Origin of the sequence: Arthrobacter sp. CAU 1506 (genome assembly GCF_005047635.1) — a bacterium.
In the GTDB taxonomy this organism is placed as follows: Bacteria; Actinomycetota; Actinomycetes; order Actinomycetales; family Micrococcaceae; genus Crystallibacter.
Map to the genome: position 1 here is coordinate 122,830 of NZ_SUKC01000006.1, position 25,933 is coordinate 148,762.

Here is a 25,933-nt window from a genome sequence, read left to right on the forward strand (position 1 = left end):
TTGATGGAGCTGCCGATGGAACAGCGGCTTTCCGTCCGTGAACGCGAGCGCTGGTATAACGCCGCCCTGGACCCGGAAGCTGTCCGGCCGGCAGCGGTGCTCCTGCTCTTCGGTGCGCTGGACGATGCGCCGGCCCACTTCCACGATTCCGCCGTGCCGGATGACCTTGACGTGCTCTTCGTGGAGCGCGCAGCCAACCTTAGCTCGCACCCAGGGCAGGTGGCTTTTCCGGGTGGCTCCATTGATCCCGACGACGACGGCCCGGTCGCCGCAGCAGTCCGTGAAGCGGTGGAAGAGACCGGGCTGGACGCCACCGGGGTCGAGGTTCTGGGAGTCCTGCCGGACATCCCGCTGTCGGTCAGCAACTTCCTGGTCACTCCCGTCCTGGCCTGGTGGGCTTCTCCCTCGCCGGTGGCGGTGGTGGATTTCGCCGAGTCCGCACAGGTTTTCCGCGTTCCGGTCGCGGACCTGCTCGACCCTGCCAACCGGCGCATGTCGGTGCTCCGGCGTGGTGACCAGGTCTTCCGCAGTCCGGCCTTCCTGGTTCACGGAGTGGTGGTCTGGGGCTTTACCGCGATCCTGTTGAGCCATCTTTTCGATGATCTGGGCTGGACGTTGGAGTGGGACATGTCCAACGAGATCCCTGCCCCGGTCGCTCCTCGCCCGGGCGACGACTGACGGTATGCTGCAGGCCAAACCCTGGGGGAGCCGTGCGCTGCGGGGGAGCAGGCACAGGCTCCGGGTAGGGGCGGGTGGTACTGCCAACGGGCGGCCGCAAGGGATCCTTCGGGTCAGTGGTGGCCTTGCGCCCTGAGTCAGGACCTGGCCCACGGGCCGGGTGCGGCGACGACGACGGCGACGGCAGCGGCGAGGGTCCCGGCTGTGGCGAGGGCCGCGGGCGTGGCTCCGGCGATGCCACCGGCTGTGGCGAGGGCCCCGGGCGTGGCGAGGGCGATGCCACCGGCTGTGGCGAGGGCCCCGGGCGTGGCGAGGGCGATGACTTAGGCGGCGGCGACGGCCCCGGGCTTGTGGGATCCGGGCGTGGCACGGGCGACCGCTTGTCCGGTGCTGGCGGCAGGGCGCTACCGCCGCCGGTGCCCAGGATTTGCCTCAGCCAAGAGTCCTTCGTCGCCAAGGTCCACGCACTGTCGGCTCGCTGGACCCAGTTGTAGGCAGTGAAGACCGAGAAAACGAACGGCACCAGCCTGCCTGGCTTCAGCACGGAGGTCACCGGGTTCGCGATCGGCACCGGGGAGAGGAGCTGCGGCGCCAGCTGTGCCGTCAGCCGCCGTTGGGCCGTCTGGCCAGCGAGCTGGAGTATGAGGCTTTCCGGCCCTGCGGCCAGCACGCCGAGGAACGAGTCTCCGTGGCGGCGCGCCAGTGCCCGGGCCGCGGCCATGCGCTCGGAGGCAACGGCCGTCTGCGTCCGGGTGGAAGCCTTGGCCAAACCGCGGGTTGCGAGAGCGCTGGTTACAGCTGCGACCCTGCGCAAGCGGTTCGACACCGCGGTGATCCGGGCCGTCGTTGCCGCCCCCGCGGCCGCGGCTCTCGCCGATGCCGCCCCCAGCACAGCGACCACCGAGCGGAAGATGGATGCCGCAGCAGCGAGCCGTGCAGCGCCGGCGGCGCCGGAGATCCACACCGAGAGCCCTGCGCTGACCGGTGCCAGCGCCATGCTCACGCCCAGAGTCAGGGCGACATCGCGGGTGAAGGCCGTGGCCTCCTCAACCAGTTGCCGGTGCGCCAGTTCCACGGCCCCGGCGTACTCGTTGCATCCCTCGGCGAGGGCGTCACACCCATCTGCCAAGACGGATGCGCATGTCAGGAGTTCACCATGCGCGTCGCGCAGCAGGAGCACATCCGTCCCGCGAAGACCTGCCAGCGCACCGGTCGCCGCTCGCTCTGTGGCGGCAGCCTGTGTCCTTATCTCTCGGCCGATGTCCTGCCAGGCACCGGCGATGCTCCGCAATGCCGTGGCATCGCCGGACGGCCAGGACACGCCGGCTGCATCGGCAATCAGCTGCCCCAGTTCCGGGAGCAGCGGGAACCTGCCGCCGACGGCTGAAGGTGGCAGGGGAAGGCAGCGCTCGCCGCCCGGAGGCGCGGGTTGCTCGAAGGCAGCGGCGGATCCCGCCGCTGCCTGTTCCGCAAACCGGTAGAGGGCCGCCGCCCACTGGGTGGAATACCGGAGCCGACCGTACGCGGCAGCGAGACCTTCCACTCCGCGCAGCAGTTCCGCCGCGTCCCGGTCATAGCCGTGTCCCCAGGGCGAAGCCTCCGCCTCCCAGCCTGACATCCCGGCGCCGACGCCCAGCCGGCCGTTTGCCGATGCCCGCAAATCCTCGTAGCCAGCGGCTGCCGTCCCGGCCGCCGTTGCGGCCTCCTCCAGGGCAACGGTGTCGACGATCAGCACTCCCATTCGCATCCCTCCTCCGGCACCCGACTGCACCCGAACGCACCCGACCGCACGCGGCCGCTGCCGGCCGCGCCCGCGCGCACCGGGGACCGCACCCGGCCGCACCGTCGGCCGCAAACCGTCCATCGTGGGACATGACGCTACGGCGGAAAGCGAAAGCCGGCCATGGCAAGGACGCGCATTGTGGATAACTCCACCGGGAATGGTCCGGAGGATCTACTTGGCGTCGGCGTAGGAATCGACGACCGCCACACTCACCGGGAAATCAACCGGGATCCGGCCGAAGACCAGACGGGTGGCTGCAGCGGCCGACTCTTCGACCAGCCGGCGGGCCACGTCCGTCCGGTCTTCGCGGACATGGAGCATGACCTCGTCGTGCAGGAAGAACACCATGTCCCCCACAGGGGAGCCTTCGGCAGCACAGCCGCGCAACCGGCGTCGTAATTCCGCCAGCCAGCACAGTGCCCATTCCGCAGCAGTGGACTGCACCACGAAGTTGCGGGTGAAGCGCCCGCGGCTGCGAGCCAGGCCGTCCGCCCGCCGCTGCTCCTCCGCGGTGGTGGTCCGTTGGGCGGCCAGCCAGCGGTCAGAAGGTGGCGGGCAGCTGCGGCCCAGGTAACTGCTGACCACCTGGCCTGCTTCGCCCGCCCGCGCCGCGCGTTCGACCACTGCGATGGCCTGCGGATAAGTGCGGGTGAGCTGGGGCATCAGCCGGCCGGACTCACCGGTGGTCGCCCCGTACATGGCGCCGAGCATGGCGATCTTCGCTTTGGCCCGGTCACCGCCGAAACCCACGTCGGCAATTCCTTGGTAAAGGTCTTTGCCCCGCCCCGCCGCTGCCAACGCGGAGTCCTGTGCCAGCGCAGCCAGGACACGGGGTTCCAGCTGGGCCGCGTCGGCGACAATGAGCTTGCGGCCGGGATCCGGACGGACCGCATCCCTGATCTGGCCCGGTATCTGCAGGGCACCGCCGCCGCGCGAGGCCCAGCGGCCGGTGACCACGCCGCCCACAACGTACTCCGGCCTAAAACGGCCATCCCGGACCCAGGCATCGAGCCACGTCCAGCCATTGGCCGTGAACAGGCGGGAGAGCTTGCGGTACTGCAGCAGCGGTTCGATCGCCGGGTGCGAATGTTCCTTCAACTCCCAGGAACTGGTGGTCTTAACCTCGATGCCCGCCCGATGCAGGGCACGGATGAGCTGTTGCGGGGAGTCCGGGCTGAAGTTGGGATTGGCCAACTCCTGTCCGAGCTTGATGGCCAGATCCTCCAGTTTCTCCGGCCGCTGGCCTTCCCGCGGCCGCGCTCCCAGATGCGAAGAGAGGATGTCCAAGTGGATGTCCTCGCTCCACGGAACTCCCGAGTGCTCCATTTCGGCGGCTATCAGGGCGCCGGCTGATTCGGCGGCCAGCAGCAGCTGCAGCCGGCCGCGCTGCGGCGAGGCGGCAACAGCGGCCAACTGGTCCTGCAACTCCGCCATCAGGTCTTCCAGAGCTGTCCCGCTGGCCTGCGGTGCGTCGAAGAGCGTGAACTGGTCCGGGGACTGCGGCAGCGGTGGCAGCTGGCGGGGGAGTTCGTCGTCCTGGTGCACCAGCGGCTTCTCCCGGAGCGCGCGGATGTATTCCGTGTCAGGGGCGTAGACGGACAGCGACAGGATGCTGCGGACCAACGCCAGATCGTGGCTCCGGTCCACGCCCGCCCCGGCGGCGAGCAACGGCAGATAATCATCACGGGTGGATTCGAAGACCCAGCGGGGCGTCTCTGCGTCCAGGCTCCGGACCGTCTCGGCCAGTTGTCCGGCGGGCACGACGGCGGGTGGCGCGGTGGGCGCGCCATGGGCGTCGGTGCGCTGTAGGTACGCTGCGGATTCCATGCCTGCTTGCACGGAAACGTTCCGCGCTGCGGACGCCAGGACGATGTACACGCCTCAATTCTCCCCTGACCTGTCCTCCACAACCGCACGGCTGGCCGCCGCCATACACATCGGCAAGGCGTGCCGGAGCCACACCGGCCGAACTCGCGGCACGCTCGGAGCATGCCAAGACACCAAACGGTCAAGGAACGTGCGGCATGGAGACCTGACGAAGCGGCCGACGTCGTGCTCCTGGGCGGCACTGGGAGCCTGCGTGATGAAGTCGCCCGGATCGCGGCGGCTGCGGGGCTGGCGCTTCGCCCCGAGGACCCGACGGGAGCGCCGGCGCCTGCGCCCGGTGGCGCCCCGGTGCTGTTGGGAACCGGGTACGCCCGGACGCTGCGGACGGCTGCGGAACTCGTCGTGGTGGGTTTCCTCGATGAGGCGCCCGCTCTCTGGGATCTGGCTGCCTCGACCGGCGCGGGCCGGGTGGCCGTGCTTCCCGACGGCGCGGCATGGCTGGCGGAATACTTGAGCCGGACCCGGCGGCGTGAAACTGCGGGGAAAATAGTGGCCCTGCACGGGGCCAGCGGCGGGGTAGGGACTTCGGCGCTCGCCGGTTGGCTGGCCGCGGAGGCAGCGCGCTCCGGGACAGCCACAGTGTTGGTGGATGCGGATCCGCTGGGCGGCGGGCTCTCGTCGGCGCTGGGCGCCGCCGATGTCCCGGGACTGGTCTGGCCGGATCTGGCGGAAGCGCAGGGAACGGTGAATCCGGTCCAACTTGCCGCGTCGCTGCCGGCCATCGCCGGCTTCTCGTTGCTGTCCTGGCCCGGAGCCGGGAAAGAAACCCTTACGGAGGTGCCGGAGGCCGATACGGCGGCGGAAATCCTGTCAGCCGCTGCGGGCGCTTTTGGTTTGGTGGTTATTGACGCCGGCCGGCTGGGGAGCAGTCCTGACATCGGGCGACCCGCGGACGACATTGTTCTGCTGACCAGAGCAGATCTGCGGTCCAGGCGGGCTGCTGCGACTGCGGCAGCCACTGCAGCCGGCTCGGGTGCCAACATCCACGTGGTCGTCAGGGGGCCGCTGCCGCCGGGGACCGACGAACACCTGATTGCCGACGGTCTGGGTGTGTCGCTGGCCGGATACCTGCCGCAGCTACGGGCGGTGCCGGCCAGCCAGCATGACGGCCGGCTATTGGAGCTGGCCTCCAACAGGCGGATCCGCGCGTTATGTGCCAGCTTGCTGGACCGGCTGGAATCCGGACACCAACCTGGGAGGCTGGCATGAATAGCATGGGCCGCGGGCGCCGGGCGGCACCGGCGGAGGCCCGCGAGATCAGCATGGAACCCTTCCGCAATGCGGTGTTGTCGGACCCGTCGCCGGTGACCGGGGCACGACTGGCGGCAGCAGTGCAGTCAAGCGGACGGCTGTTGGGAACGGCCGGTACCTTGCAGGCCGTCGATTCGCTGGCCGCGGAGCTGCGCGGTCTCGGGCCGCTGCAGCAGCTGGCCGATGCCCGGGTGACGGACATTCTGGTGAACGGCCCGCACGATGTCTGGACCGACGGCGAGGGCGGCTTGCGTCGGGCCGAGGTTGCATTCGGCAGCGATGCCGAGGTGCGGGCACTGGCCGCACGTCTGGTCGCGGCCGGCGGACGCAGGCTTGACGACGGGAATCCGTGCGCAGATGTGCACCTCGCCGGTTACCGGGTCCATGCCGTGCTGCCGCCGGTCTCCACCGGCGGCACCCTCTTGTCGATCCGCCTGCACCGCCCGCGCCGCTTCGCACTTTCGGAACTGCTCGCTACCGCCCCGCAATGGCAGCCGTACCTTGAAGCCATTGTGCTCCGGCGGCTCAATTTCCTGATCTGCGGCGCAACCGGGTCCGGCAAGACCACCATGCTCGCGGCCCTGCTGGGAACCGTCTCGCCGCGGGAACGGATGGTTTTGGTTGAGGACGCCGCAGAACTGAATCCGGGACACCCGCACGTGGTGGGCCTGCAAAGCCGGACCAGCAACGTCGAGGGCAGCGGAGCGGTCGGAATGGCAGAGCTGGTCAGGCAGGCCCTGCGCATGCGCCCGGACCGGCTGGTGGTCGGAGAATGCCGTGGGGCGGAAGTCCGGGAGTTCCTGGCCGCGATGAATACCGGTCACACAGGCGCCGGCGGCACCATCCACGCGAATGCGGCGGCAGCCGTGCCGGCACGGCTGGCAGCGATGGGCGCGCTCGCAGGAATGAACGCCGACTCGATCGCGCTGCAGGCAGCAAGCGCGCTGGATCTGGTGATCTCGATGCAGCGGACCGATGCAGGGAGGTGCGTGCAGGAAGTCTGCCTGCTGCAAACCAGCGACGACGGACGTTTACAGACCCTCACGGCGTTGGCCGCCGATGGGGCCAGCGTCCGCTACGGCCCCGGCTGGGACGAACTGCGCGGACGGTTGTTCCCGTGACCGGGCTTGCTGTTTTTCTGCTGACCGCCGCCGCTTGCCTGCTGCTGTTGCCATCGAGGCGGCCTCTTCCAGCGGACGCTGGCGAAGGCGGCCGGCTCAAGGCCGTCAGCAAGGGCAGGAGGAGCCAAGCCGCTGCGGCGCAATTGGACCAGTTGCCCCTGTTCGTGCGGCAGTTGGCCGCTCTGCTGCGTTCGGGGCGTGCCCCGGCACAGCTCTGGCCGGACATGCTCGCGGTCTACGCTTCACCGGGACGGCCTGAAGACGAGCGGCAGGGTGGCCGAAAGACGGGCCGGACGGGGCTCGCGCCCGGAGTACCAACGGAACACTTCGAGATACTGCTGCCCCGTCTGCAGGCAGCAGCCCAAGCCGCGGAACTGGGCTTGGGCATCGGACCGGTTCTGCGCCGGCCACCGCCGGCCAGCGCCAGACGGGCGGATACTGCCGCCGCAGCTGCACATCGCATGTGGCATGACCTGGCCTCCTGCTGGGAGGTCTCCGAAAGGACCGGGGCGCCGCTGGCGCTGCTGCTTGAGAATTATGCGCGGCACCTGCAGGATCGACTCGATGGCCGGGCGGCGCGCCGGACTGCGCTGGCGGGACCGAAAGCGACGGCTACCCTGCTCGCCTGGCTGCCGTTGCTGGGACTCGGCCTGGGAACCGTGATGGGCGCCGACCCCGTCAGCACCCTGCTGCTGTCAGCGTCGGGCTGGCCTGTCCTGGTTGTTGGAGTGGCGCTGATGATTGGCGCACGCCTCTGGTCGCGCGCACTTGTGCGACGGGCCGCAGGGTCGGATTCCTTGTGATCCCGGTCCTGACGGGCGCACTGCTCTTCGGAGCCGTGTTGCTGTTGTGGCCGGGGCTGTCCGGGTCGGGGTTCATCCCGGCCAAACGGGCTTCCGGCGCCGAGCGGCGGAGGCGCGGTGATGAGGAAGCGCCTGAAGATCCAGCCCTGCAGTTGGACCTGCTGGGCGCCATGCTGGCCGCGGGCCAGTCCCTGCCGAGCGCAGTGGCCGCGCTCGCGGCCTCCACTCATGGACCCCAGCAGTCAGCCCTGCAACGGGTCGCCTCGGCGCTGCTACTGGGCGTGGACTGGCAGGAGGCCTGGGCGGTCGGGGGCCGCGGGCCCGGGACGGACCTGCTCCGCGACTCCTTGCGCTTCGGTGCCGCCACGGGTGCCCCATCGGCAGCGGTGCTCTTCGCCCAGGCCGACCAACTGCGCCGCCGGCGGCGGCAGGAAGACCAGCAGCGGGCGGCTGCGCTTGGGACCAAGCTTGTGCTCCCGCTAGGCCTGTGTGCCCTTCCATCCTTCATCGCGCTGGGAGTTGTGCCGGTACTGGTCGCCCTCGTGCCCCGGTTGTAAGCATTCCTCCACAATGCCGCAGAGGCCCCGGTTATGCACGGGCAACAGATCGACCCTGCCAGCACAGTGACGTTGTCCGGGAAGCTCGAATGACCGCAATCCGGCGGTCACATCCAGGAGGAAAATATGTCACTGTCACTGGCACATAGGCGGACCCGGACAGCACCCAACCGGCTGCCGCTGAACCCGGCGCCATTGGAGACCCCCGGGACCGAGCAGGAAGAAACAGGTCATCTGGCGGAGGTGATTGCTTTTCCCACTGAAGGACCCAACGGCCGGGCCAGGAAGACCCGGCGCGACGTGGGCGGCTCCGAGGCAGGGATGGCGACGGCCGAGTACGCCATTGCGACACTCGCTGCCGTCGCGTTCGCTGGTCTCTTGGTCCTGATCCTGCGCAGCGGCGAAGTCCGCGGCATGCTCACGCGCCTGGTGGAACTCGCACTAACGGCGGTCTGAGAGATGCGGAGCCGCTGCGGTCCAGTCCGTCACCGCCAGTGCTGTGTGGCTGCGAACGGCCGGTGCACCATTGAACGCGGCAGCGTCACCGCGGAATTTGCCGTGGCATTGCCGGCGGTCGTCGTCGTGCTGGCGTTCCTGTTGGCGGGGGCGGCGGCCGGGGCGGCCCAGCTGAATCTGGAGAAGGCAGCCCAGGCAGCGGTCCGGCAACTGGGCCGCGGCGAGACCAAGGCGGCAGCCGCACACACCGTTCGCTCCATTGCCGGAGACGAGGCTGTCCTCGTGGCTGACAGCGGCAGCGGCGGCTGGGTGGCTGTCCGGGTTACCGCATCGGTGCCCGGGCCCTGGCCGGAGTTCGGCGGGTGGACACTGGCCGCGGAGGCCACCGGTCCGGTGGAGCTAGGCGCCGACCCTGCGGTTCCGGCGGGAGCAGGCAGCGGTGGCCGGTAACGAGCTTCCGCCGTCCCGGACAGCCACACGCCGTTCGGCGGTCAGCGCATCCTCCCGGCAGACCGAAGACAACGGGGCCGGGACCGTCCTTGCCGTCGGCCTGGTGCTGCTGCTGTGCCTGATGCTCGCAGTGGTCACCTCGGTACTCCAAGCGGGAATGGCATCGGCGCGGGCCGGCAAGGCAGCGGACCTGGCTGCCTTGGCCGGCGCCGATGCCGCCCGCGGGCTGCTGGCGGGTGACCCTTGCAGCCTTGCCGCGGAAGTAGCAGGCAAGCAGCACGCCGAACTGTCCGCGTGCAGCCGATCGGGACCAGGCGGCGTTGTGGTCGACGTACGTACCCGGACCGTGCTGCCCGAGGTCTTTGGCTGGATCAACGGGCAGTGGACGCATGCCAACGGCCGGGCACGGGCGGGGCCGCCGCCGGCGAGATGAGTGATCGCCGGCGGGCCGGACGCAACACTCATCCGGCGCCAGGCAACGGCGCTGTCCTGCTACACCGCCGTTGCTTGGTGGCGTTCTGCCGGGGCAGGGCCGGCGTGGGAGAGCAGCGCCTCAATCAGCGTGACCGCGCCGGTCTTGTCCAGCGGATTGTTCTTGTTGCCGCATTTCGGCGACTGCACGCAGGACGGGCAGCCGGTGTCGCATTCGCAGGAACGGATAGCGTCCCGGGTGGCCGCCAGCCATGTCCGCGCCGCCTCAAAGCCGCGTTCGGCGAACCCGGCCCCACCCGGATGGCCGTCGTAGACGAAGATCGTCGGCTTGCCGGTGTCGGCGTGCAGGGCCGTCGACACGCCGCCGATGTCCCACCGGTCGCTGGAGGCCACCAGCGGCAGCAGCCCGATGCCCGCGTGTTCGGCGGCATGCAGGGCACCGGGAACGCGCGCGGTGACCAGGCCGGCGGAGGCCAACTGCTGCTCCCCGATGGTGAACCAAACGGCCTTGGTAAACAGCTCCCGGGCACCGAGGTCCAGCGGTTCTTCACCCAGAATCTCATTCGAGATGAAGGCCTTGCGCTGGAAGGAGATGACTTTCGTGGTGACCTTGACATCGCCGAAGCAGGCTTGGACCTCGCCCCAGTCCTCGGTCCGTTCGGCTCCGAGCACCTCAATCTGCGTGATGTCCCGGGCCTGCGTGTAGTAGTCCGGATTGGCGCGGGTCACCATCGCGCAGTGGTCCTGCTCGTTGAGTTCATCCACCACATACGTCGTTCCCTGGTGGACATACACGGCGCCGCTGTGGGCCTGATAGTGCGACTGCGGCGAGTCCATGGTTCCGAGCAGGGTGCCGGACTCCGACTCGACAATGCTGATCGGACCACCGCCGTCGGCCCGCAGATTGACCATGGCGGCGGCGCTTTCCGGATGGGTCCAATACCAGCCGGCGGGCCGGCGGCGGAGGTAGCCTTCGGTAGTCAACCGGTCGAGCAGCCCCGGGGCCGCAGTACCGAACAACCCGATGTCCGCCGGGGTCAGCGGAAGCTCCTGGGCAGCCGCGCACAGGTGTGGGCCCAGGACATAGGGGTTCGACGGGTCGAACACAGTGGCTTCCACGGAGACGTCGAACACCGCTTCGGGATGGTGCACCAGGTACGTGTCCAGCGGGTCATCGCTGGCCACAAAGGCAGCGAGCGCGTCTTGGCCGGACCGGCCGGCCCGGCCGATCTGTTGGAACAGGGAAGCGCGGGTTCCGGGCCAGCCCGCGACCAACACGGCGTCCAGCCCGGAAATGTCGATGCCCAGTTCCAGCGCCGAGGTGCTGGAGACTCCCAGCAATTGCCCGGACCGGAGCTTCGCTTCCAGTTCGCGCCGTTCCTCCGGGAGGTAGCCGGAGCGGTACGCTGCGACCCGCCCGGGCAGCGAGGGGTGGACGTCGTCCAGCAGCCGCTTGGTAATGGAGGAAATCGTCTCGGCGCCGCGGCGGGACTTGATGAAAGCGATCGTGCGCACCTGCGCGGACACCAGATTGGCCATCAAGTCGGACGTCTCGGCGACCACAGTCCGCCGTTCTTTGGCTCCGTTCTCGCCCTTAAGCTCCGTGAGCTGAGGCTCCCAGAAAGCCACCGTCGTGGACCCGTGCGGCGAACAGTCTTCGGTGACGGCCTCGGCGTCGGCGCCGATCAGCCGTCCGAACGAGGTTCCGGGGTCGGCGGAGGTGGCCGAGGCCCCGATGAAGACTGGATCGGCACCGTAGCTGGCGCAGATCCGGCGCAGCCGGCGCATCAAGTTGGCCACATTCGAGCCGAACACGCCGCGGTAGCTGTGCGCTTCGTCGATGATCACGTACCGCAGCCGGCGGAAAAACCGCGCCCACCAGGCGTGATTGGGAAGGATGCCGAAGTGCAGCATGTCGGGATTGGCCAAGACGAAGTTGGCATGATCCCGGATCCAGCGGCGCGCGCCGGGGTCGGTGTCGCCGTCGTAGGTTTCCGCCCTGACGGTGGGCAGTTTCAGCGCCTTGATCGCGGCCAACTGGTCAGCTGCCAGTGCCTTGGTGGGGGCCAGATAGAGGGCGACGGCGCCGCTGGGCTCCAAGCTGACGGTGTCTGCCAGGGCGGTCCGGTGGATGGCATCCAGCGCCGGCACCTGGTAGGCAAGCGATTTTCCGGAGGCTGTCCCGGTGGCAATGATCGTGTGCCGCCCGTCGTGGGCGCTCTCGGCCGCCCGAACCTGGTGCCGCCACGGCTGGTGCACGCCGAGCATCGCGTAGGCAGCGCGGACATCGTCGTGGACCCATCCTGGCCACGGCTCGATCACGGCCTCCCGGGCCGGGAGTTCGCGGACGTGCACCAGTTGCTCAGGCTCCGGACCGGAACCGAGCAGCGGAATCAAGGAGTCGTGCAGGGCCACCCGAATATTGTGTCATCACCTCGGGAGGCAACCGGAACTGCTCCCGGGACCGCCCGGCGGTTCAAGGCCGCGAGCGCCAGTCTAAACGGATCAGTTCTCCGTGGCCGGCTTGAGGATCATCACGTCGCAGACGGTGTCCCAGCCCAAATGGTTGTAGAGCATTTGGCCGTCGTGCGAGGCGATTAGCAGGCCGGTATCCACCATGTGTTCGAAGGTGGAAGCGATCAGCGCGCGCATCACGTGCGTGGCCAATCCCCGGCGTCGGTAATTAATGTCGGTTTCGATGTGATCGAAGACCGCAACATTGTCGACGACGGCGACCACGCCGTGCGCCGCCTCATTGCCTTCATGCACAACGCGGACCCGGTGGACGCTGCCGGTTTTCTCCAGCTCGGTCTTGAAATCGGCGTCGCGGTACCACGGATCCTCGGCGTCCTGGCCGGACATGTCCGTGACCATCAGCGACTGGGCATTGTGGTGGACGCGCAGGCCGTGCTGCGGCGCCAGCTCGTGGATCCGCTGCGCGTTGCGGGTCAGGACCGTGAAAATCCGTCCCGAAGACTTGGTGGTGTCGCGGGCTACGGCAGCGAACTCTTCATCGCCGGGCTCAAACGCAAAGTATTCCCAGTCTCCGGTCTTGTCGGCCAGCAGCACCGCAGGGTGGCCGGAAACCTCTTCGGAGGAGTAACCCCGGCAGGCTGACCAGCCGGCAACCCAGACGGAAAGGACATCGTCCGGAACGTCAGTCGTGTATTCGTTGCCCATAGCAGGACTGTACCGAACAGCGGCCCTGTGCGGCAGTTGAAAGCGATGACAACCCTGTCACAATCGCAATATCCACGCCAGCAGGCAATTTTGGACTCCTTACCACCGCGTAATCTTGATGGGTGGCTTTGAACCGGATTGTGCTTTATTACGCTTTTACCCCGCTGCCGGACCCGGATGCTGTTCGGCTCTGGCAGCGTGCGCTGTGCGAGAAACTCGGCCTGCGCGGCCGGATCCTGATCTCCAAGGACGGCATCAACGGCACCGTCGGCGGGGAGCTGAACGCCGTGAAGCAGTATGTGAAAACCACGCGCGAGTACACGGCGTTCCGCGACCTGGACGTGAAATGGTCGGACGGCGGGGCAGCGGACTTCCCGCGCCTGAGCGTCAAGGTCCGTGACGAAATTGTCTCCTTCGGCGCGCCAGGCGAGCTCAAAGTGGACCAAGACGGCGTGGTCGGCGGCGGCAAGCACCTGCGCCCAGAAGAACTGCACCAGCTCATCGACGCGAAGAAGGCAGCGGGCGACGACGTGGTGTTCTTCGACGGACGCAACGGCTTCGAGGCACAGATCGGCAAGTTCAAAGACGCCATCGTCCCGGACGTCGCCACCACGCACGACTTCATCAAGGAACTGGACTCGGGCAAGTACGACGACCTCAAGGACAAACCGGTGGTCACCTACTGCACCGGCGGGATCCGCTGCGAAGTCCTCTCCTCCCTGATGGTCAACCGGGGCTTCCAAGAGGTCTACCAACTAGACGGCGGAATTGTCCGCTACGGCGAGACCTTCGGCGACGCCGGACTGTGGGAGGGATCGCTCTACGTTTTTGACCAGCGCATGCACCTCGAGTTCACGCCGGACGCGAAAACCATTGGAGAATGTGTCCGCTGCCAGGCGCCGACCAGCAAGTTCGAGAATTGTTCCAACGCCGAATGCCGCCAGCTGACGCTGTACTGCTCGGCGTGCGCAGCGGACCCGCAAACTCTGCGCTGCCCGGACGGCTGCCCGGCCTAGCGGCGGTTACACCGCCGCGGTCTCAGGCCACAGCCCGGCCTAGCGGAGGTTTACACGGACGCGGTCTCCGGCCACAGCCCAGCGGTCGCATCCTGCGGTTCGGTTTCCTCAAATTCCGTCTTGAACACGCTCATGCCGCGCGCCTGGTAGTTGGCCACAGCCGCCGGCCCGTCCAACGAGCAGGTGTGCACCCAGACCCGCTGCACCGGTGGGAACCCGTCCCAGCGTCCGTCCAGGCGCCAGGCCTGCCGGATGCCTTCGGCCAGCAAGGCACCGCCCAAACCCCGGCCGATCGCCTCGGGGAACAGACCGAAGTACATGATTTCGACGTCGGTGCCCGCCTCGGAGGGGCGGCCCAGCAGTTCCACGTAGCCGACCGGCGCACCGGCGGTGTACAGCACCCAGGTTTCCGAGCCGGGCGTGCGGACCACCTGTTCCCACTCGCTGCGCGTGAGCACCAGCCGGTCGGACCAGTTCCAACTGCTGCCCACACTCCGGTAGAGGAACTTGCTGAACTCCGGGCTGATGCCGCGTACCTGGACAACGGCCGTGTCATCCGGCAGCGGACGAGACCCGGGAATCAGCTGGGCAGGATCGGTTTGTTCAAGATGGGTGGTGGTGACGAGCATGCAGTCATTTAACCACCGGGCCACCGCGCCGGGATCACAGGACCACCGCAGGCTGCGGCCGCTGGAGTGCTGCCAGGGTTTGGGCGCCCGGCAGGTCGGAGGCACTGGCGGGGCGGGAGATGTAGTAGCCCTGCGCGGTGTCGCAGCCCAGCTCCCGCAGCACCTCCAGCTGCTCCGGCCGTTCAACGCCCTCGGCGGTCACTTTGAGACCCCACGCATGGGCGATGTTGATCAGGCCGCCCACGAAGGCGGCTTCGCGCTCGGAGCTGTCGATGTTGTCAATAAAGGACTTGTCGATCTTGACCGTGTTCAGCGGCAGGTCGCGCAGCATCCCCACCGAGGAGTACCCGGTGCCGAAATCGTCCAGATCGACGCCGATGCCGGCCTCGCGAAGCTGGGCCAGCTGTTTGATCGCCCGGGGGAAGTCCGCGATCGCGGAACTCTCGGTGATCTCCACCCGGATCAGTTCCGCCGGGACGCGGTGCGCTGCCATGGCGGCCAGCAGTTCGCCGACCACCTTGTTCGCGGCCAGCTGGATCGGCGAGACGTTGATGGAGACCGTCCGCGGGCTGCCGGCCGCCAGCCAGGCGCCGGCCTGGGCGCAGGCCTCGTTGAAAACCCACCGGCCGATCTGCTGGATCAGGTTGACGCTTTCGGCCACCGGGATGAATTCCGAGGGCGGCACCGGCCCAAGAACATCGTCGTGCCAGCGCAGCAGGGCCTCCACCGCCATGCCGCCGCCGGTGCCCAGATTCAGCAGCGGCTGGTAGTGCAGCCGGAAACCGCCCGCCGCCACCGCCAACTGGAGCCGGCGGCGCAGCTGGGCCTGCCGGGCAACCGGCGCCGTTTCGCCGCGGGCGCTGAGCCATACCACCCGGCCTTTCCCCGCCTGTTTGGCCGCCAACATGGCGCCGTCCGCCTGCCGCAGCAGCACATCCAGTTGGCTCAGTTGTTCTTCCTCGACCACGTCGGATGCCAGCGCCAAACCGATGGAAGCCGAAATATGCAGCTCATGGTCGTCAAAAGGGAAAGGTTTAACCGCCTCGGCCAGAATCCGGTCGGCGATGCTCCGGGCCTGTTCGGCATCCACGTCGACCAGCAGTACGGCGAACTCGTCGCCGCCCAGCCGGGCCACAATGTCGCGGCCGCGCACGGTGCGCTGCAGCCGGCCGGTGAACCCAGTCAGGATGCTGTCGCCGGCCCGATGGCCGAAAGTGTCGTTGACATGCTTGAACCGGTCGAGGTCGATGCACAGGATCGCCACGCGGCCAGGATCGCAGTCGCCCACCAGTTCTGCGCCGCGCTCGTCGAGCAGCCGCCGGTTGGGCAGCCCGGTCAGCGGGTCGTGCATCGCGTCATGCTGGAACAGCGCCGACACTTCTTCGAAAATCCGCGAAACGGCCACTACCCGAGGTCCGTCGGGGCCGACCACCAGGAAGTCCTCGTACCGGGCACCCGGCGGCCGGCTCAGGATCCTCCGCGCGGCCTGCGTCATGGACAGCTCAGGGGCCACCGCGAAGGAATGCTCGGGCCGGAGCTGGCCCACGCGGGTGCGGCTGTTGAGCGCCCGGCCATAGCCCAGCCGCCCGCTGAGTTCCGACTCCAGCCGCTCGCGCAGCAGCAACCAGTGTCCTCCGTCGGCTTCCACCGCCACGGCTTGCAGTGAGCGGTCGGCCTGGAACCAGCCGTTAACCTCCATGATCAAGGTGTCGGCGGCGACCACCGGAACCTTCTGCCCCAGTTCACCGACCCTTTGCGGCCGGTCCGCGCGGGGCCGGTCCGCCGCGTAGGTACGTGCATCCATGCCCCAGTGAGTACCACACGCAAGCGGCGCCCGGGTGAACGACAGGGAAACCGGCCGGCTCACTAGACTTGGCGGGTGGACTTTGCAGATTTCTCAAACGTGCCCGGTGCCCCGGCCAGCAACAACCCGCGGCTGCTGGCGGACCTGGCCGCCGACCTGACCGAGCTGGACTACAGCGTTGATGGGGTGGCCGAACTGCTCGGGGCCGAGGCCTGGGCGGCCTTTGACCGTGACCAGTTGGTGCCGGCCGAGCTGGCCACCAGCCGATCGCTGGAGGATCCGGCACGCAGCCGGTTGGCCGCCGTCGTGCGCTTCTGGCTCTTGGGCAACACCGTCGAGCCGGAGCAGCTGGCACCGGCGTTCCCGCGGACGGGGCTGGACGGACTGGGCGTGCTGGGCCTGCTGGAGCACGACGACGGCGCGTTGCGTGCCGCCGTCGACCTCCGTCCGTATGGTTTTGGCAGCACCGAACTGTGGGTGGCCAGTGATCTGGGCGCGCACCAGCGGCCCGGCGTCCTCCGGCGGGACCATGTGCTGGGCATCGGCCAGGCATCGCTGACCTTGGCCCAGCTGACGGCGCGTACCGATGTGGAGCGGGCGCTGGATCTTGGCACCGGCTGCGGCATCCAGGTGTTCCACCTGCTGGGCCACTGCCGGCACGTCACGGCGACCGATATCTCGGAGCGGGCGCTGGCGTTCACCCGGTTCAACCTGGTGCTGAATGCCGGTGCCCTCGGGTTGGATCCGGAGCGTCTGGCGGCGCGCGTCAGCCTGCGGCTGGGCAGCCTGTTGGAGCCCGTGGCGGGGGAGCGCTTTGACCTGGTGGTGTCCAACCCGCCGTTCGTGATCACGCCGCGGCGGCCGGCGGAACGCGCGGAGGAGCAGTTCACCTACCGTGACGGCGGACTGCCCGGAGACGACATTGTGGGTTCCCTGTTCCGCACGCTGCCGTCCGTACTGGCCGACGGCGGGGTGGCACAGATGCTGGGCAACTGGGAAATCCCGGCCGGCTCCGCCACATGGCACGCCAGGCTGGAGCAGTGGCTGTCCCCGGACACCGACGCTTGGGTGATCCAGCGCGAACAGCTCAGTCCGGCGCAATATGCGGAAACCTGGCTGCGTGACGCGGCGGAGAACCGCGACCCCGCGTTGTTCGCGTCGGCCTACGCCGCCTACCTGGACGACTTTGACTCCCGGGCGGTGGAAGCCGTGGGCTTCGGCATGGTGTGGCTGCGCCGGCCCGCGGCGGGACCGGGGGAGACACCGGAGGCCGCGCTGCGCCGGTTCGAAGAAATCACCTACCCGATCGAACAACCCATTGGGCCGCATCTGGCAGCAGCTGTGGAGCGATCCGACTGGCTGGCCGCCCACGCCGCGGACTTCGGCCGCCAGCATCTGGAAGTGGCCGGGGACGTGACCGAGGAGCGGCACCAGCGGCCCGGCGCGGAGCATCCCGGCGTGATCCTGTTGCGCCAGGGCGCGGGGCTGCGCCGGACCAACCTGATGAGCACCGAACTGGCCGGGTTCGTGTCAGCCAGTGACGGCGAACTGGACGTGGACCAGATCATCGGCGCCCTGGCCTCGCTGCTGGGCCGGACCGAGCCCGACTTTGCCCGGCAGCTGTCCGATGAGGTGCGGAACCTGGTGGTGGACGGGTTTCTGGTGCCTACCGGCCAGTAAGTCTGATCGTTTCCTGATTGCAGCCTGTGGGAATGAGGAACACCGGCGCCAGCGGCGGTGAGCGGCATTACACTTACTGATCATGACTAAGGGTGCAACCACGACGACCGGCCGGTCGTCCGCTGCTGCAGCGGACCCCCAGCGGGAGCCGGCAGCCGGGGACAGGGTCAACATTTCCGATGCCCGGGCTATCCGGGCACTGGCCCACAACGTGCGGTTGAAGGTCATCGAGGAGCTCTTCGATACACAGCAGCCTGCCACCGCCACGGAGCTGGCCCAACGGCACGGGCTGACGCCCAGCGCGATGAGCTACCACCTGCGGGCTTTGGAGAAGTGGGGATTCGTCAAACGGTGCGCCAACCAAGGTGACGGACGGGAGCGGCACTGGCAGGCGGCTGCAGGGCGCCTGGACGTGACCAGCGTCGCGGACAGCCGCGCCGCCACCTTGGGCGTGGTCGATGTGGAACTGAACGACCTACGTGAACGTCTGTCCAAATATGTCAAACGTGACAAGCAAGCGCCGGATCCGGACACCTGGCGGCAGGAAGGACACCTGGCGGCGCTCAGCACCGGACGGTTCTATCTCACCGAGGAACAGCGCAAGGACCTGGGCCGGCGGATCGGCGAGATCCTGCTGGAATTCAGCCCGACCACCAACCCGGAGAACAGGGGAGAAGGAGCGGAGAAACTGTACTACGTCTTCTCCTTCCTGCCCGGCGACATCGACATCGACTAGGCCCGCGTCCTGGCGGCCGCCAGCCTCCAGACCATCCCGGAGCCAGCCGCCGCTGCAGTTCGTGTGTTCTGGTTCGCGGTACTGTTGCGGCTAACCTAGTGCTGACGGTCCTCCGCCCCGCCGGGTTGGGGGACGTACTTACAAGCGCATCAACATCTTTCTCTACGTAGGAGCACAGTGCCAGCCAAGGCCCGCGAAAAAACCGGCAAGAAACTCGTCATCGTCGAGTCTCCCGCCAAGGGCAAAACCATTGCCGGATACCTCGGCGAGGGCTTTGAGGTCACAGCATCCATGGGTCACATTCGTGATCTGCCGCAGCCCTCGGACCTGCCTGCTGAGCTGAAAAAGACGTCGGTCGGCAAGTTCGCGGTGGACATCGAGCACAATTTCGAGCCCTATTACGTAGTGTCGCCGGACAAGAAGAAGAAGGTGTCCGAGCTTAAATCGATGCTCAAGGACGCCGACGAACTTTATCTGGCAACTGACGGTGACCGCGAAGGCGAGGCCATCGCGTGGCACCTGCTCCAAGTGCTCCAGCCCAAGGTGCCGGTGCACCGCATGACCTTCAGCGAAATCACCCGCGAAGCACTGCAGCGTGCCCTGACCGAGGTCCGCGACGTCGACACCGACCTGGTGGACGCGCAGGAAACCCGCCGGATCGTGGACCGGTTGTTCGGCTATGAGCTCTCACCGGTGCTCTGGCGCAAGGTCAAGGCAGGCCTGTCCGCGGGCCGCGTGCAGTCGGTGGCCACGCGACTGGTGGTGGAGCGCGAACGAGAGCGGATGGCTTTCCGCGCGGCTTCCTACTGGGACCTGCTCGCTACGGTGCAGCCCGAGGACGCGTCCAAGGGCTCGGCGTTCAAGGCCAAGCTGGTGTCCGTCGATGGCGGCCGGGTTGCCGTCGGCAAGGATTTCGACGATCTGGGCCGGCTGAAGGCCCGCTCAGCCGTCCATCTGGACGAGGCCGCCGCCACCGCCTTGGCGGACTCGCTGCGCAGCGCCGAGTTCTCCGTCCGGGCCGTGGAGAACAAGCCCTACACCCGTCGCCCGGCCGCTCCGTTCACCACCTCCACCCTGCAGCAGGAAGCGGCGCGCAAGCTCCGGTTCTCCGCCCGCTCCACCATGCAGGTGGCGCAGAAGCTGTACGAAAACGGCTACATCACGTATATGCGTACCGACTCGCCGGCGCTGAGCGACCAGGCTGTCAACGCCGCCCGCCGCCAGGCCTCGGAGCTGTACGGGCCCGAGTACGTCCCGGATTCCCGCCGGATCTACCAGGGCAAGGACAAGAACGCCCAGGAAGCCCACGAAGCCATCCGGCCCGCCGGCGATTCGTTCCGCACGCCCGGCCAGGTCCGCAGCCAGCTGTCCAACGACGAGTACCGGCTGTATGAGCTGGTCTGGAAGCGTACCGTGGCTTCGCAGATGACCGATGCCAAGGGCTCGACCTCGACGGTGCGGTTGGGCGCCATCGCCGGTGACGGCCGGGACGCGGAATTCACCGCCTCCGGCACCGTGATCACCTTCCCCGGGTTCCTGGCCGCCTATGAGGAGGGCAAGGACGCCGGTCGGGAGGAGGACGACGACGCCACTGGCGGCCGCTTGCCGAACCTCGCCAAGGGCGATGCCTTGGAAGCCCAGTCGGTCGACGCCGTCGGACACGAGACCTCGGCGCCGCCGCGCTACACCGAAGCGTCGCTGATTAAGACGCTGGAAGACCGCGGTATCGGGCGCCCGTCCACCTACGCCGCGACTATTTCCACCATCATGGACCGCGGCTATGTCCGTACCCGCGGTTCCGCGCTGGTGCCGAGCTGGATTGCGTTCTCCGTGGTCCGGCTGCTGGAGGAACACTTCAGCGACTACGTGGATTACGACTTCACCGCCGAGCTGGAAGAGGATCTGGACCGCATTGCCCGCGGCGAGGCCAGCCGGACCGAATGGCTCTCCGGCTTCTACTACGGGGACCGCAAGGAAACCGGCCTGAACACCGTGGTCAATGATCTGGGTGAGATCGACCCCCGCCAGATCAACTCCATCGAAATTGCAGACGGCATCACCCTGCGCGTGGGCAAATTCGGCCCCTACCTGGAACGCAACGGCAACGCCGAAGGGGAGGAGCCGCAGCGCGCCAACGTCCCCGACGATCTGGCCCCGGACGAGCTGACGGCGGAGAAAGCCGTCGAACTGATGGAAACCCAAGGTCCGGGCGAGCGCGAGCTCGGCACGGATCCGGAGACGGGCCGGACCATTGTGGCCAAGGAAGGCCGGTACGGCGCCTACGTCACCGAAGTCATCCACGAGCCGACGGCGGAGGAACTGGCCGCGCAGCCGGTGGAGTACTACAAGAACGGCAAGCCGAAGCCGCCGAAGAAGCCCGCAAAGGTCAAGCCGCGCACCGGGTCGCTGTTCAAGTCGATGAGTGTGGACACGGTGACCCTCGAGGACGCGCTGAAGCTGCTGAGCCTGCCGCGTGTGCTCGGTACCGACGCAGAAGGCGCCGAGATCACCGTGCAGAACGGCCGCTTCGGCCCGTACCTGAAGAAGGGGACGGATTCGCGGTCGATCGGATCGGAAGAGGAGATCTTCACGATCACGCTGGAGCAGGCGCTGGAGATCTACTCGCAGCCGAAGACCCGTGGTGGCCGTACCGCCGCCGCACCACTGGCCGAGTTCGGCGTGGACCCGGTGTCGGAGAAGAACATCGTGGTCAAGGACGGCCGCTTCGGCCCGTACATTACCGACGGCGTCACAAACATCACGGTGCCGCGTTCCACCAGCCTCGAGGACCTGACACGCGAGCGGGCCGTTGAACTGCTGGCGGAGAAACGCGCCAAGGGCCCTGCCAAGAAACCAGCCCGGCGCAAGGCCACGGCCAAGAAGTAGCTCACCCGCTCCGGCAGCCTGGGCAGTTGCTGCCGGGGCCGGGTCCGGTTGCGGTGCCGGGGCGGCGGCGCTGCATAATATGAGAATGCGTTTGGGCGTCCTCGACATCGGTTCCAACACTGTGCATTTGCTGTTGGTGGATGCCCACCCCGGTGCCCGTCCGGTGCCGTTCGCGTCGCACAAGCGGCCGTTGTCGCTGGTGGCCTACCTGGACGCCGATGGCAACATCACGGAGGAAGGCCAGCAGGAACTCATCGGTTTCGTGCGCGAGGCCTGGCGCTTCGCCGGGCAGCACCGCGCCGAAGACATGCTGGCCTTCTGTACATCCGCCATCCGCGAGGCCGGCAACGGCCGGGCCGTGCTGGACCGGGTCAAGGCGGAGGCCAACGTCACGCTGCAGGAGCTGACCGGCCCGGAAGAGGCCGGCATGACCCTAGTGGCAGTCCGTCGCTGGTACGGCTGGGGATCGGGCACCGTCCTGGATCTGGACATCGGCGGCGGCTCATTCGAAATGGCGATGGGGCATGACGAACAGCCGGACCTGGCTGTCTCGGTGCCGCTGGGCGCCGGCCGGCTGACCAGGCAATGGCTGCCCGAGGACCCGCCGACCGTGAAAAGCATCAAGGAACTGCACGGCTACATCCGTGACACCCTGGCTCCCGCCGTGGCGGAGTTCGCCGCCTTGGGCCGGCCGGACATGGTGGTGGGAACGTCCAAGACGTTCCGCTCGCTGGCCCGGATTGCCGGAGCCGCTCCCTCGGCGGCCGGCCCCTACGTGCGGCGCGAATTGCACCGGACCGACTTGTCCCTGTGGGCCCGACGGCTGGCGGCCATGCCGGTCAACGACCGCGTGAATCTGCCGGGGGTTTCGGTGGTGCGGGCGCCGCAGGTGCTGGCGGGCGCGATGGTTGCCGAAGCAGCGATGGAAATGTTCCGGATCGAGACGCTGCAGATCTGCCCGTGGGCGCTGCGCGAAGGCCTGATCCTCAAACGCTTCGACCACCTGCTTTACGACAGCGATGCGCCGGTTAGCCCGGTGGGCACCATGCTGGTGCAGAAGGCGGTGGAGCCGGCCCCCGCCGTCGAAATAGTGGGAAGCTCGCAGCGCGGCAATTGACTGGCTCCGCAGTTGGTGGACGCGCGTTGACGTCGGACGGCTCTGCGTTCATCGGTCGAACTTCACGGGTCGAAAGAGGGCGACGGGTTGAGGATATTGCTGCTCGTGCTGGAGCTCAGCGCTCGACATTACGGAGCTTAAAAGGCGGTGCCGGCGAACATTGCGGTCGGTTGGGGGAGTCAACCGCTGTTCGCCGGCACCCGGACCGGACCAGCAGATCCGGTCCATCATCACTCGCACCTTGATGAGGTGATATAGACACTAGAGGGCGAAGTTGGGATAACCCCCTTAAGAACCTGAAAAGCAGCTGTGAGTTGTTTTTGCTGCCGTCCCGCTACCCGCCGTCGGGGTCCAGCGCGCTGCGCGCCCGGGCAGGCCCGCGTGATTCAATGGCAGACATGACTGCTGAAGCCACTGGAACGTCACCCACCCGCCGCACCGTCTTCCTGGGCTGTGGCTCCATGAGCGAGGCCATCCTTGTGGGCCTGCTGTCCGCCGGAACACCAGCGGGCAATGTGACGGCAACGGTGCGCCGCAGCGAGCGTGCCGAGGAGCTGCGTCGGCGCTACCCGGGTCTGACGGTGCTGGCCGAGAATGACGACGCCGGTGCCAACGCTGCCGCCGTGCAGGGCGCCGACGTTGCGGTGCTGGGGGTCAAACCGGTGGGCATTGCCGACATGTGCCGCAGCATCGCCCCGGCGCTGGATCCGACGACGGTGGTGGTCTCTGTGGCGGCGGCGGTCACCATCGATACGATGGAAGCGGCGCTGCCGGAAGGCCAGCCGCTGGTGCGCAGCATGCCCAATACGCCGCTTAAGGTCCGCCGCGGGGCCGTCGGTATCTCGGCGGGCAGCCAGGTGACCGATTCCCAGTTGAACGCCGCCCGTGAGGTGTTCGCCGGAGCCGGCACCGTCGTCGTCGTCCCGGAGGACCAGTTGGACGCGGTGTCCGCGGTCAGCGGTTCGGGTCCCGCCTACGCGTTCTATCTGGCCGAAGCGATGGCTGCTGCCGGGGTGGAGCTGGGGCTGGACCCAAAGCTGTCCATGACGCTGGCCCGCGAAACGGTGGCCGGGGCCGGCATCATGCTTTCCGAGCAGGACGCTGACCCGGCGGTGCTGCGCCGCAATGTCACCAGCCCCAATGGCACCACGGAGCGGGCCATCGCCGCTTTCGATGAGGCCGGGCTGCCGAAAATCATTGCGCGCGGCGCAGCGGCCGCCGCGGAACGGGCGGCCGAACTGTCCCGCGAGCTCGCCTGAGCTGCTCGTCCAGCGGGCGGCAGCAGCGGCGCAACCGGATTGCGCGCCCGGCTCGGGGATGAGTCAGTGCCGCGTCAGGGCCAAGCCCGGATCAGGGCTGCTTCAGGGGCGCGTCAGGGCCGCGCGGCGAAGCGTTCCAGCAGGTCTACGTGGCCGGAGACAATCAGCATGTCCCGGCTGGACACCTTGGTTTCCGGACGTGCGTAGGTGAAGTCTTCGCCGGGGGATTTCACCCCCACCACGGTGACGCCGTACTTGGAGCGCACCTGTGACTCGCCCAGGGTGAAGCCCTGCGTTTCCTTCGGCGGGTACATCTTCACAATGGCGAATCCATCGTCGAACTCGATGAAGTCCAGCATGCGGCCGCCCACCAGGTGGGCGGCGCGCCGGCCGGCGTCTGCCTCGGGGTAGATCACGTGGTTGGCGCCGATGCGGGAGAGGATCTTGCCGTGCGAGGGCGTGATGGCCTTGACCCAAAGGTGTTCGATGCCCAGATCCACCAGATTAACGGTGATCAGCACCGAGGACTCGATCGACGTGCCGACCCCGACAACTGCCGCGCTAAACTCTTGGGCACCCAGCTGGCGCAGTGCGTCGATGTTGGTGGCGTCCGCCTCCACCACATGGGTCAGTTGGCCCGACCACTTCTGCACCAGCGCCGGATCCCGTTCGATCGCCAGTACCTCGCGGCCCTGCCGGACCAGCTGTTCAGCGGTGGAGGCGCCAAACCGGCCCAAGCCGACGACCAACACGGGCGCATTGTGGGCGGGGCGTTTGTTTGATGCGGACTTGTCAGCCAATGATCGGCCTCTCTTCTGGGTAGTGGAACAACTGGCGCCGTTCGCGCAGCGCCAACGCGGCGGCAAGGGTGATGGTCCCGACACGGCCCGCGAACATCAGCGCGCACAGCACGTATTTGCCCTCGGGGGGCAGCTCGGCGCTGAGGCCTGTGCTCAAGCCGCAGGTGGCGAACGCGGAGATGACTTCGAACAGCACCCGGTCCAGGGTCGCGCCGGTGAGGGCCAAGAGTATCCCGGACGCGACGGCCACAAAGGTGGCGCCCATGACGATCACCGAGATGGCCACCCGCATGGCGCCCTCCGGAATGGCCCGGCCGTGGATCTTCACGTCGCGGTCGCCGCGGGCTTCGGCGACGATGGCCAGGAACACGATGGCGATGGTCGTGACCTTGATGCCGCCGGCCGTCGATGCGGAACCGCCCCCGGCGAACATCAGGGCGTCGGTGAACAGCATGGTGGTGGGCTCCAGGTTGTTCATGTCCACCAGATTGAAGCCGAGCGAGCGGGTCATGACGGAGGCGAAGGCGGCGTGAAGGGTCTTGTCCCAACCGGTCATCCCGCCGATCGTCTCCGGATTGTTCCACTCCATGGCCCCCCATACGAGGGCGCCGACCACCAGCAGGATCACCGACACCTCGACGGTGAGCTTGGTGTGCAGGTTCCATTTGCTGAACCGCCAGCCGCGCTCCAGCAACACCATCACCACCGGGAAGCCGAGGCTGCCCAAGAAGCCTCCGACCATCAGCGGAATCAGGATCCACTCGTCGGTTTCGTAGGGAACCAGCCCGTCGGTGTGCGGGGTGAAACCGGCATTGTTGAAGGACGAAATGGAGTAGAAGATGCCGTGCCAGACGGCCTGGGGAAAGGATTCGCCAAGCATCAGGAAGCGGGGGAAAAGCACCAGCGCCAGGATCACTTCGATAATGACCGAGGTGGTGATCACGATCCGCAGCAGGGTGCCGACTTCGCCGAGGCGCCCGGCGTTGCTCATGGCCGATTGGGCAATCAGCTTGCCACGGACACCCAGTCGCTTGCTCACCATGAGCGCCAACAACGAGGCCAGCGTCAGCGTGCCCAAGCCGCCGATGAAAATGGCCAGCAGGATGACGGCTTGGCCCAGGAACGTCCAATGGATGGCCGTGGAAACCACGGTCAGCCCCGTGACGCAGACCGCGGAGACCGCGGTGAAGAAAGCGTCATACAGCGGGGTGATTTGCCCGTCCCGGGCGGCCGCGGGCAGGGACAGCAGCCCGGTGAACACCAGGATCACCGCCACGTAGACGATCAGGGCCAGCCGCGCAGGCGAGCTGTTGGCGACGCTGTCCACGAAGTCGCGGAGCGTGCGCAAGAGCCAGAATCGTCCGTGGTCCTGCTCGGCCAGCCACGACGGCTGCTGTCTGGTCATCCC

22 protein-coding genes are annotated in these 25,933 nt (G+C 67.7%); 14 read left to right on the plus strand and 8 right to left on the minus strand.

Going from position 1 to position 25,933, the window contains the following annotated elements; translation table 11 throughout:
* Positions 1-15: 15 nt before the first annotated feature.
* The gene (locus tag E4J89_RS09100; RefSeq protein ID WP_240691818.1) at positions 16-678 is read left to right on the plus strand and encodes a CoA pyrophosphatase; all 663 of its coding nucleotides are present in this window, start codon (positions 16-18) and stop codon (positions 676-678) included.
* Here the strand turns inward: E4J89_RS09100 and E4J89_RS09105 are convergent.
* Positions 569-2,419 (minus strand): hypothetical protein, encoded by a 1,851-nt coding sequence (locus tag E4J89_RS09105; RefSeq protein WP_136785805.1) that lies wholly within the window; start codon positions 2,417-2,419, stop codon positions 569-571. The genes E4J89_RS09100 and E4J89_RS09105 overlap by 110 nt on opposite strands.
* A 213-nt stretch (positions 2,420-2,632) precedes the next feature.
* Positions 2,633-4,339 carry a bifunctional 3'-5' exonuclease/DNA polymerase gene (locus tag E4J89_RS09110; protein ID WP_240691812.1) on the minus strand — a complete coding sequence of 569 codons (1,707 nt, stop codon included), beginning with the start codon at positions 4,337-4,339 and terminating at the stop codon, positions 2,633-2,635.
* A gap of 111 nt (positions 4,340-4,450) precedes the next feature.
* Between E4J89_RS09110 and ssd the strand changes: the two genes are divergently transcribed.
* From ssd to E4J89_RS09145, 7 genes are all read left to right on the plus strand, one after another.
* Entirely contained in the window at positions 4,451-5,557 is a 1,107-nt protein-coding gene (ssd, locus tag E4J89_RS09115; protein WP_136785806.1) for a septum site-determining protein Ssd, read from the plus strand.
* Between the two features lie 5 nt (positions 5,558-5,562).
* On the plus strand, positions 5,563-6,720 hold the full coding sequence (locus tag E4J89_RS09120) for a TadA family conjugal transfer-associated ATPase (RefSeq protein ID WP_240691819.1): 1,158 nt from the start codon (positions 5,563-5,565) through the stop codon (positions 6,718-6,720).
* On the plus strand, positions 6,717-7,523 hold the full coding sequence (locus tag E4J89_RS09125) for a type II secretion system F family protein (RefSeq protein WP_136785808.1): 807 nt from the start codon (positions 6,717-6,719) through the stop codon (positions 7,521-7,523). The genes E4J89_RS09120 and E4J89_RS09125 overlap by 4 nt, the downstream gene beginning before the upstream one ends.
* Positions 7,520-8,080, plus strand: a complete 561-nt coding sequence (locus E4J89_RS09130) for a type II secretion system F family protein (protein WP_136785809.1) — start codon at positions 7,520-7,522, stop codon at positions 8,078-8,080. Before E4J89_RS09125 ends, E4J89_RS09130 begins: the two co-directional genes overlap by 4 nt.
* A 126-nt stretch (positions 8,081-8,206) precedes the next feature.
* On the plus strand, positions 8,207-8,536 hold the full coding sequence (locus tag E4J89_RS09135) for a DUF4244 domain-containing protein (RefSeq protein WP_136785810.1): 330 nt from the start codon (positions 8,207-8,209) through the stop codon (positions 8,534-8,536).
* 102 nt (positions 8,537-8,638) lie between these two features.
* Positions 8,639-8,986, plus strand: coding sequence for a TadE family type IV pilus minor pilin (locus E4J89_RS09140; RefSeq protein ID WP_240691813.1), 348 nt, complete (start codon positions 8,639-8,641; stop codon positions 8,984-8,986).
* Positions 8,976-9,419, plus strand: coding sequence for an Rv3654c family TadE-like protein (locus E4J89_RS09145; protein WP_136785812.1), 444 nt, complete (start codon positions 8,976-8,978; stop codon positions 9,417-9,419). The genes E4J89_RS09140 and E4J89_RS09145 overlap by 11 nt, the downstream gene beginning before the upstream one ends.
* A gap of 59 nt (positions 9,420-9,478) precedes the next feature.
* Here the strand turns inward: E4J89_RS09145 and E4J89_RS09150 are convergent, their stop codons facing one another.
* Positions 9,479-11,833, minus strand: coding sequence for a DEAD/DEAH box helicase (locus tag E4J89_RS09150; protein WP_136785813.1), 2,355 nt, complete (start codon positions 11,831-11,833; stop codon positions 9,479-9,481).
* A gap of 90 nt (positions 11,834-11,923) precedes the next feature.
* A complete protein-coding gene (locus tag E4J89_RS09155) occupies positions 11,924-12,598 on the minus strand; it encodes a GNAT family N-acetyltransferase (RefSeq protein ID WP_136785814.1) in 675 nt (224 codons plus the stop codon).
* Between the two features lie 122 nt (positions 12,599-12,720).
* Here E4J89_RS09155 and E4J89_RS09160 point away from each other — a divergent pair, with 122 nt between their 5' ends.
* A complete protein-coding gene (locus E4J89_RS09160) occupies positions 12,721-13,614 on the plus strand; it encodes a rhodanese-related sulfurtransferase (protein WP_136785815.1) in 894 nt (297 codons plus the stop codon).
* Between the two features lie 50 nt (positions 13,615-13,664).
* On the opposite strand, the gene E4J89_RS09165 is transcribed toward E4J89_RS09160, so the two are convergent.
* Together E4J89_RS09165 and E4J89_RS09170 are read right to left on the minus strand one after the other, a co-directional pair.
* The gene (locus tag E4J89_RS09165) at positions 13,665-14,243 is read right to left on the minus strand and encodes a GNAT family N-acetyltransferase (protein ID WP_136785816.1); all 579 of its coding nucleotides are present in this window, start codon (positions 14,241-14,243) and stop codon (positions 13,665-13,667) included.
* Between the two features lie 34 nt (positions 14,244-14,277).
* Positions 14,278-16,047: a bifunctional diguanylate cyclase/phosphodiesterase gene (locus E4J89_RS09170; protein ID WP_136785817.1), complete on the minus strand. Its 1,770-nt coding sequence runs from the start codon at positions 16,045-16,047 to the stop codon at positions 14,278-14,280.
* A gap of 75 nt (positions 16,048-16,122) precedes the next feature.
* On the opposite strand from E4J89_RS09170, the gene E4J89_RS09175 reads away from it, so the two are divergent.
* From E4J89_RS09175 to proC, 5 genes are all read left to right on the plus strand, one after another.
* On the plus strand, positions 16,123-17,727 hold the full coding sequence (locus E4J89_RS09175; protein ID WP_240691814.1) for a methyltransferase: 1,605 nt from the start codon (positions 16,123-16,125) through the stop codon (positions 17,725-17,727).
* Positions 17,728-17,809: 82 nt separating this feature from the next.
* On the plus strand, positions 17,810-18,463 hold the full coding sequence (locus E4J89_RS09180; RefSeq protein ID WP_136785818.1) for a metalloregulator ArsR/SmtB family transcription factor: 654 nt from the start codon (positions 17,810-17,812) through the stop codon (positions 18,461-18,463).
* A gap of 177 nt (positions 18,464-18,640) precedes the next feature.
* Positions 18,641-21,349: a type I DNA topoisomerase gene (gene topA, locus E4J89_RS09185; RefSeq protein ID WP_136785819.1), complete on the plus strand. Its 2,709-nt coding sequence runs from the start codon at positions 18,641-18,643 to the stop codon at positions 21,347-21,349.
* Positions 21,350-21,434: 85 nt separating this feature from the next.
* Positions 21,435-22,466 (plus strand): Ppx/GppA family phosphatase, encoded by a 1,032-nt coding sequence (locus E4J89_RS09190; RefSeq protein ID WP_136785820.1) that lies wholly within the window; start codon positions 21,435-21,437, stop codon positions 22,464-22,466.
* A 398-nt stretch (positions 22,467-22,864) separates the two neighbouring features.
* Entirely contained in the window at positions 22,865-23,725 is an 861-nt protein-coding gene (proC, locus tag E4J89_RS09195) for a pyrroline-5-carboxylate reductase (protein WP_136785821.1), read from the plus strand.
* 113 nt (positions 23,726-23,838) lie between these two features.
* Here proC and E4J89_RS09200 read toward each other — a convergent pair whose 3' ends face one another.
* Positions 23,839-24,477, minus strand: coding sequence for a TrkA family potassium uptake protein (locus tag E4J89_RS09200; protein ID WP_127512900.1), 639 nt, complete (start codon positions 24,475-24,477; stop codon positions 23,839-23,841).
* A 40-nt stretch (positions 24,478-24,517) separates the two neighbouring features.
* Entirely contained in the window at positions 24,518-25,930 is a 1,413-nt protein-coding gene (locus E4J89_RS09205) for a potassium transporter TrkG (RefSeq protein WP_136785822.1), read from the minus strand.
* Between the last annotated feature and the right edge of the window lie 3 nt (positions 25,931-25,933).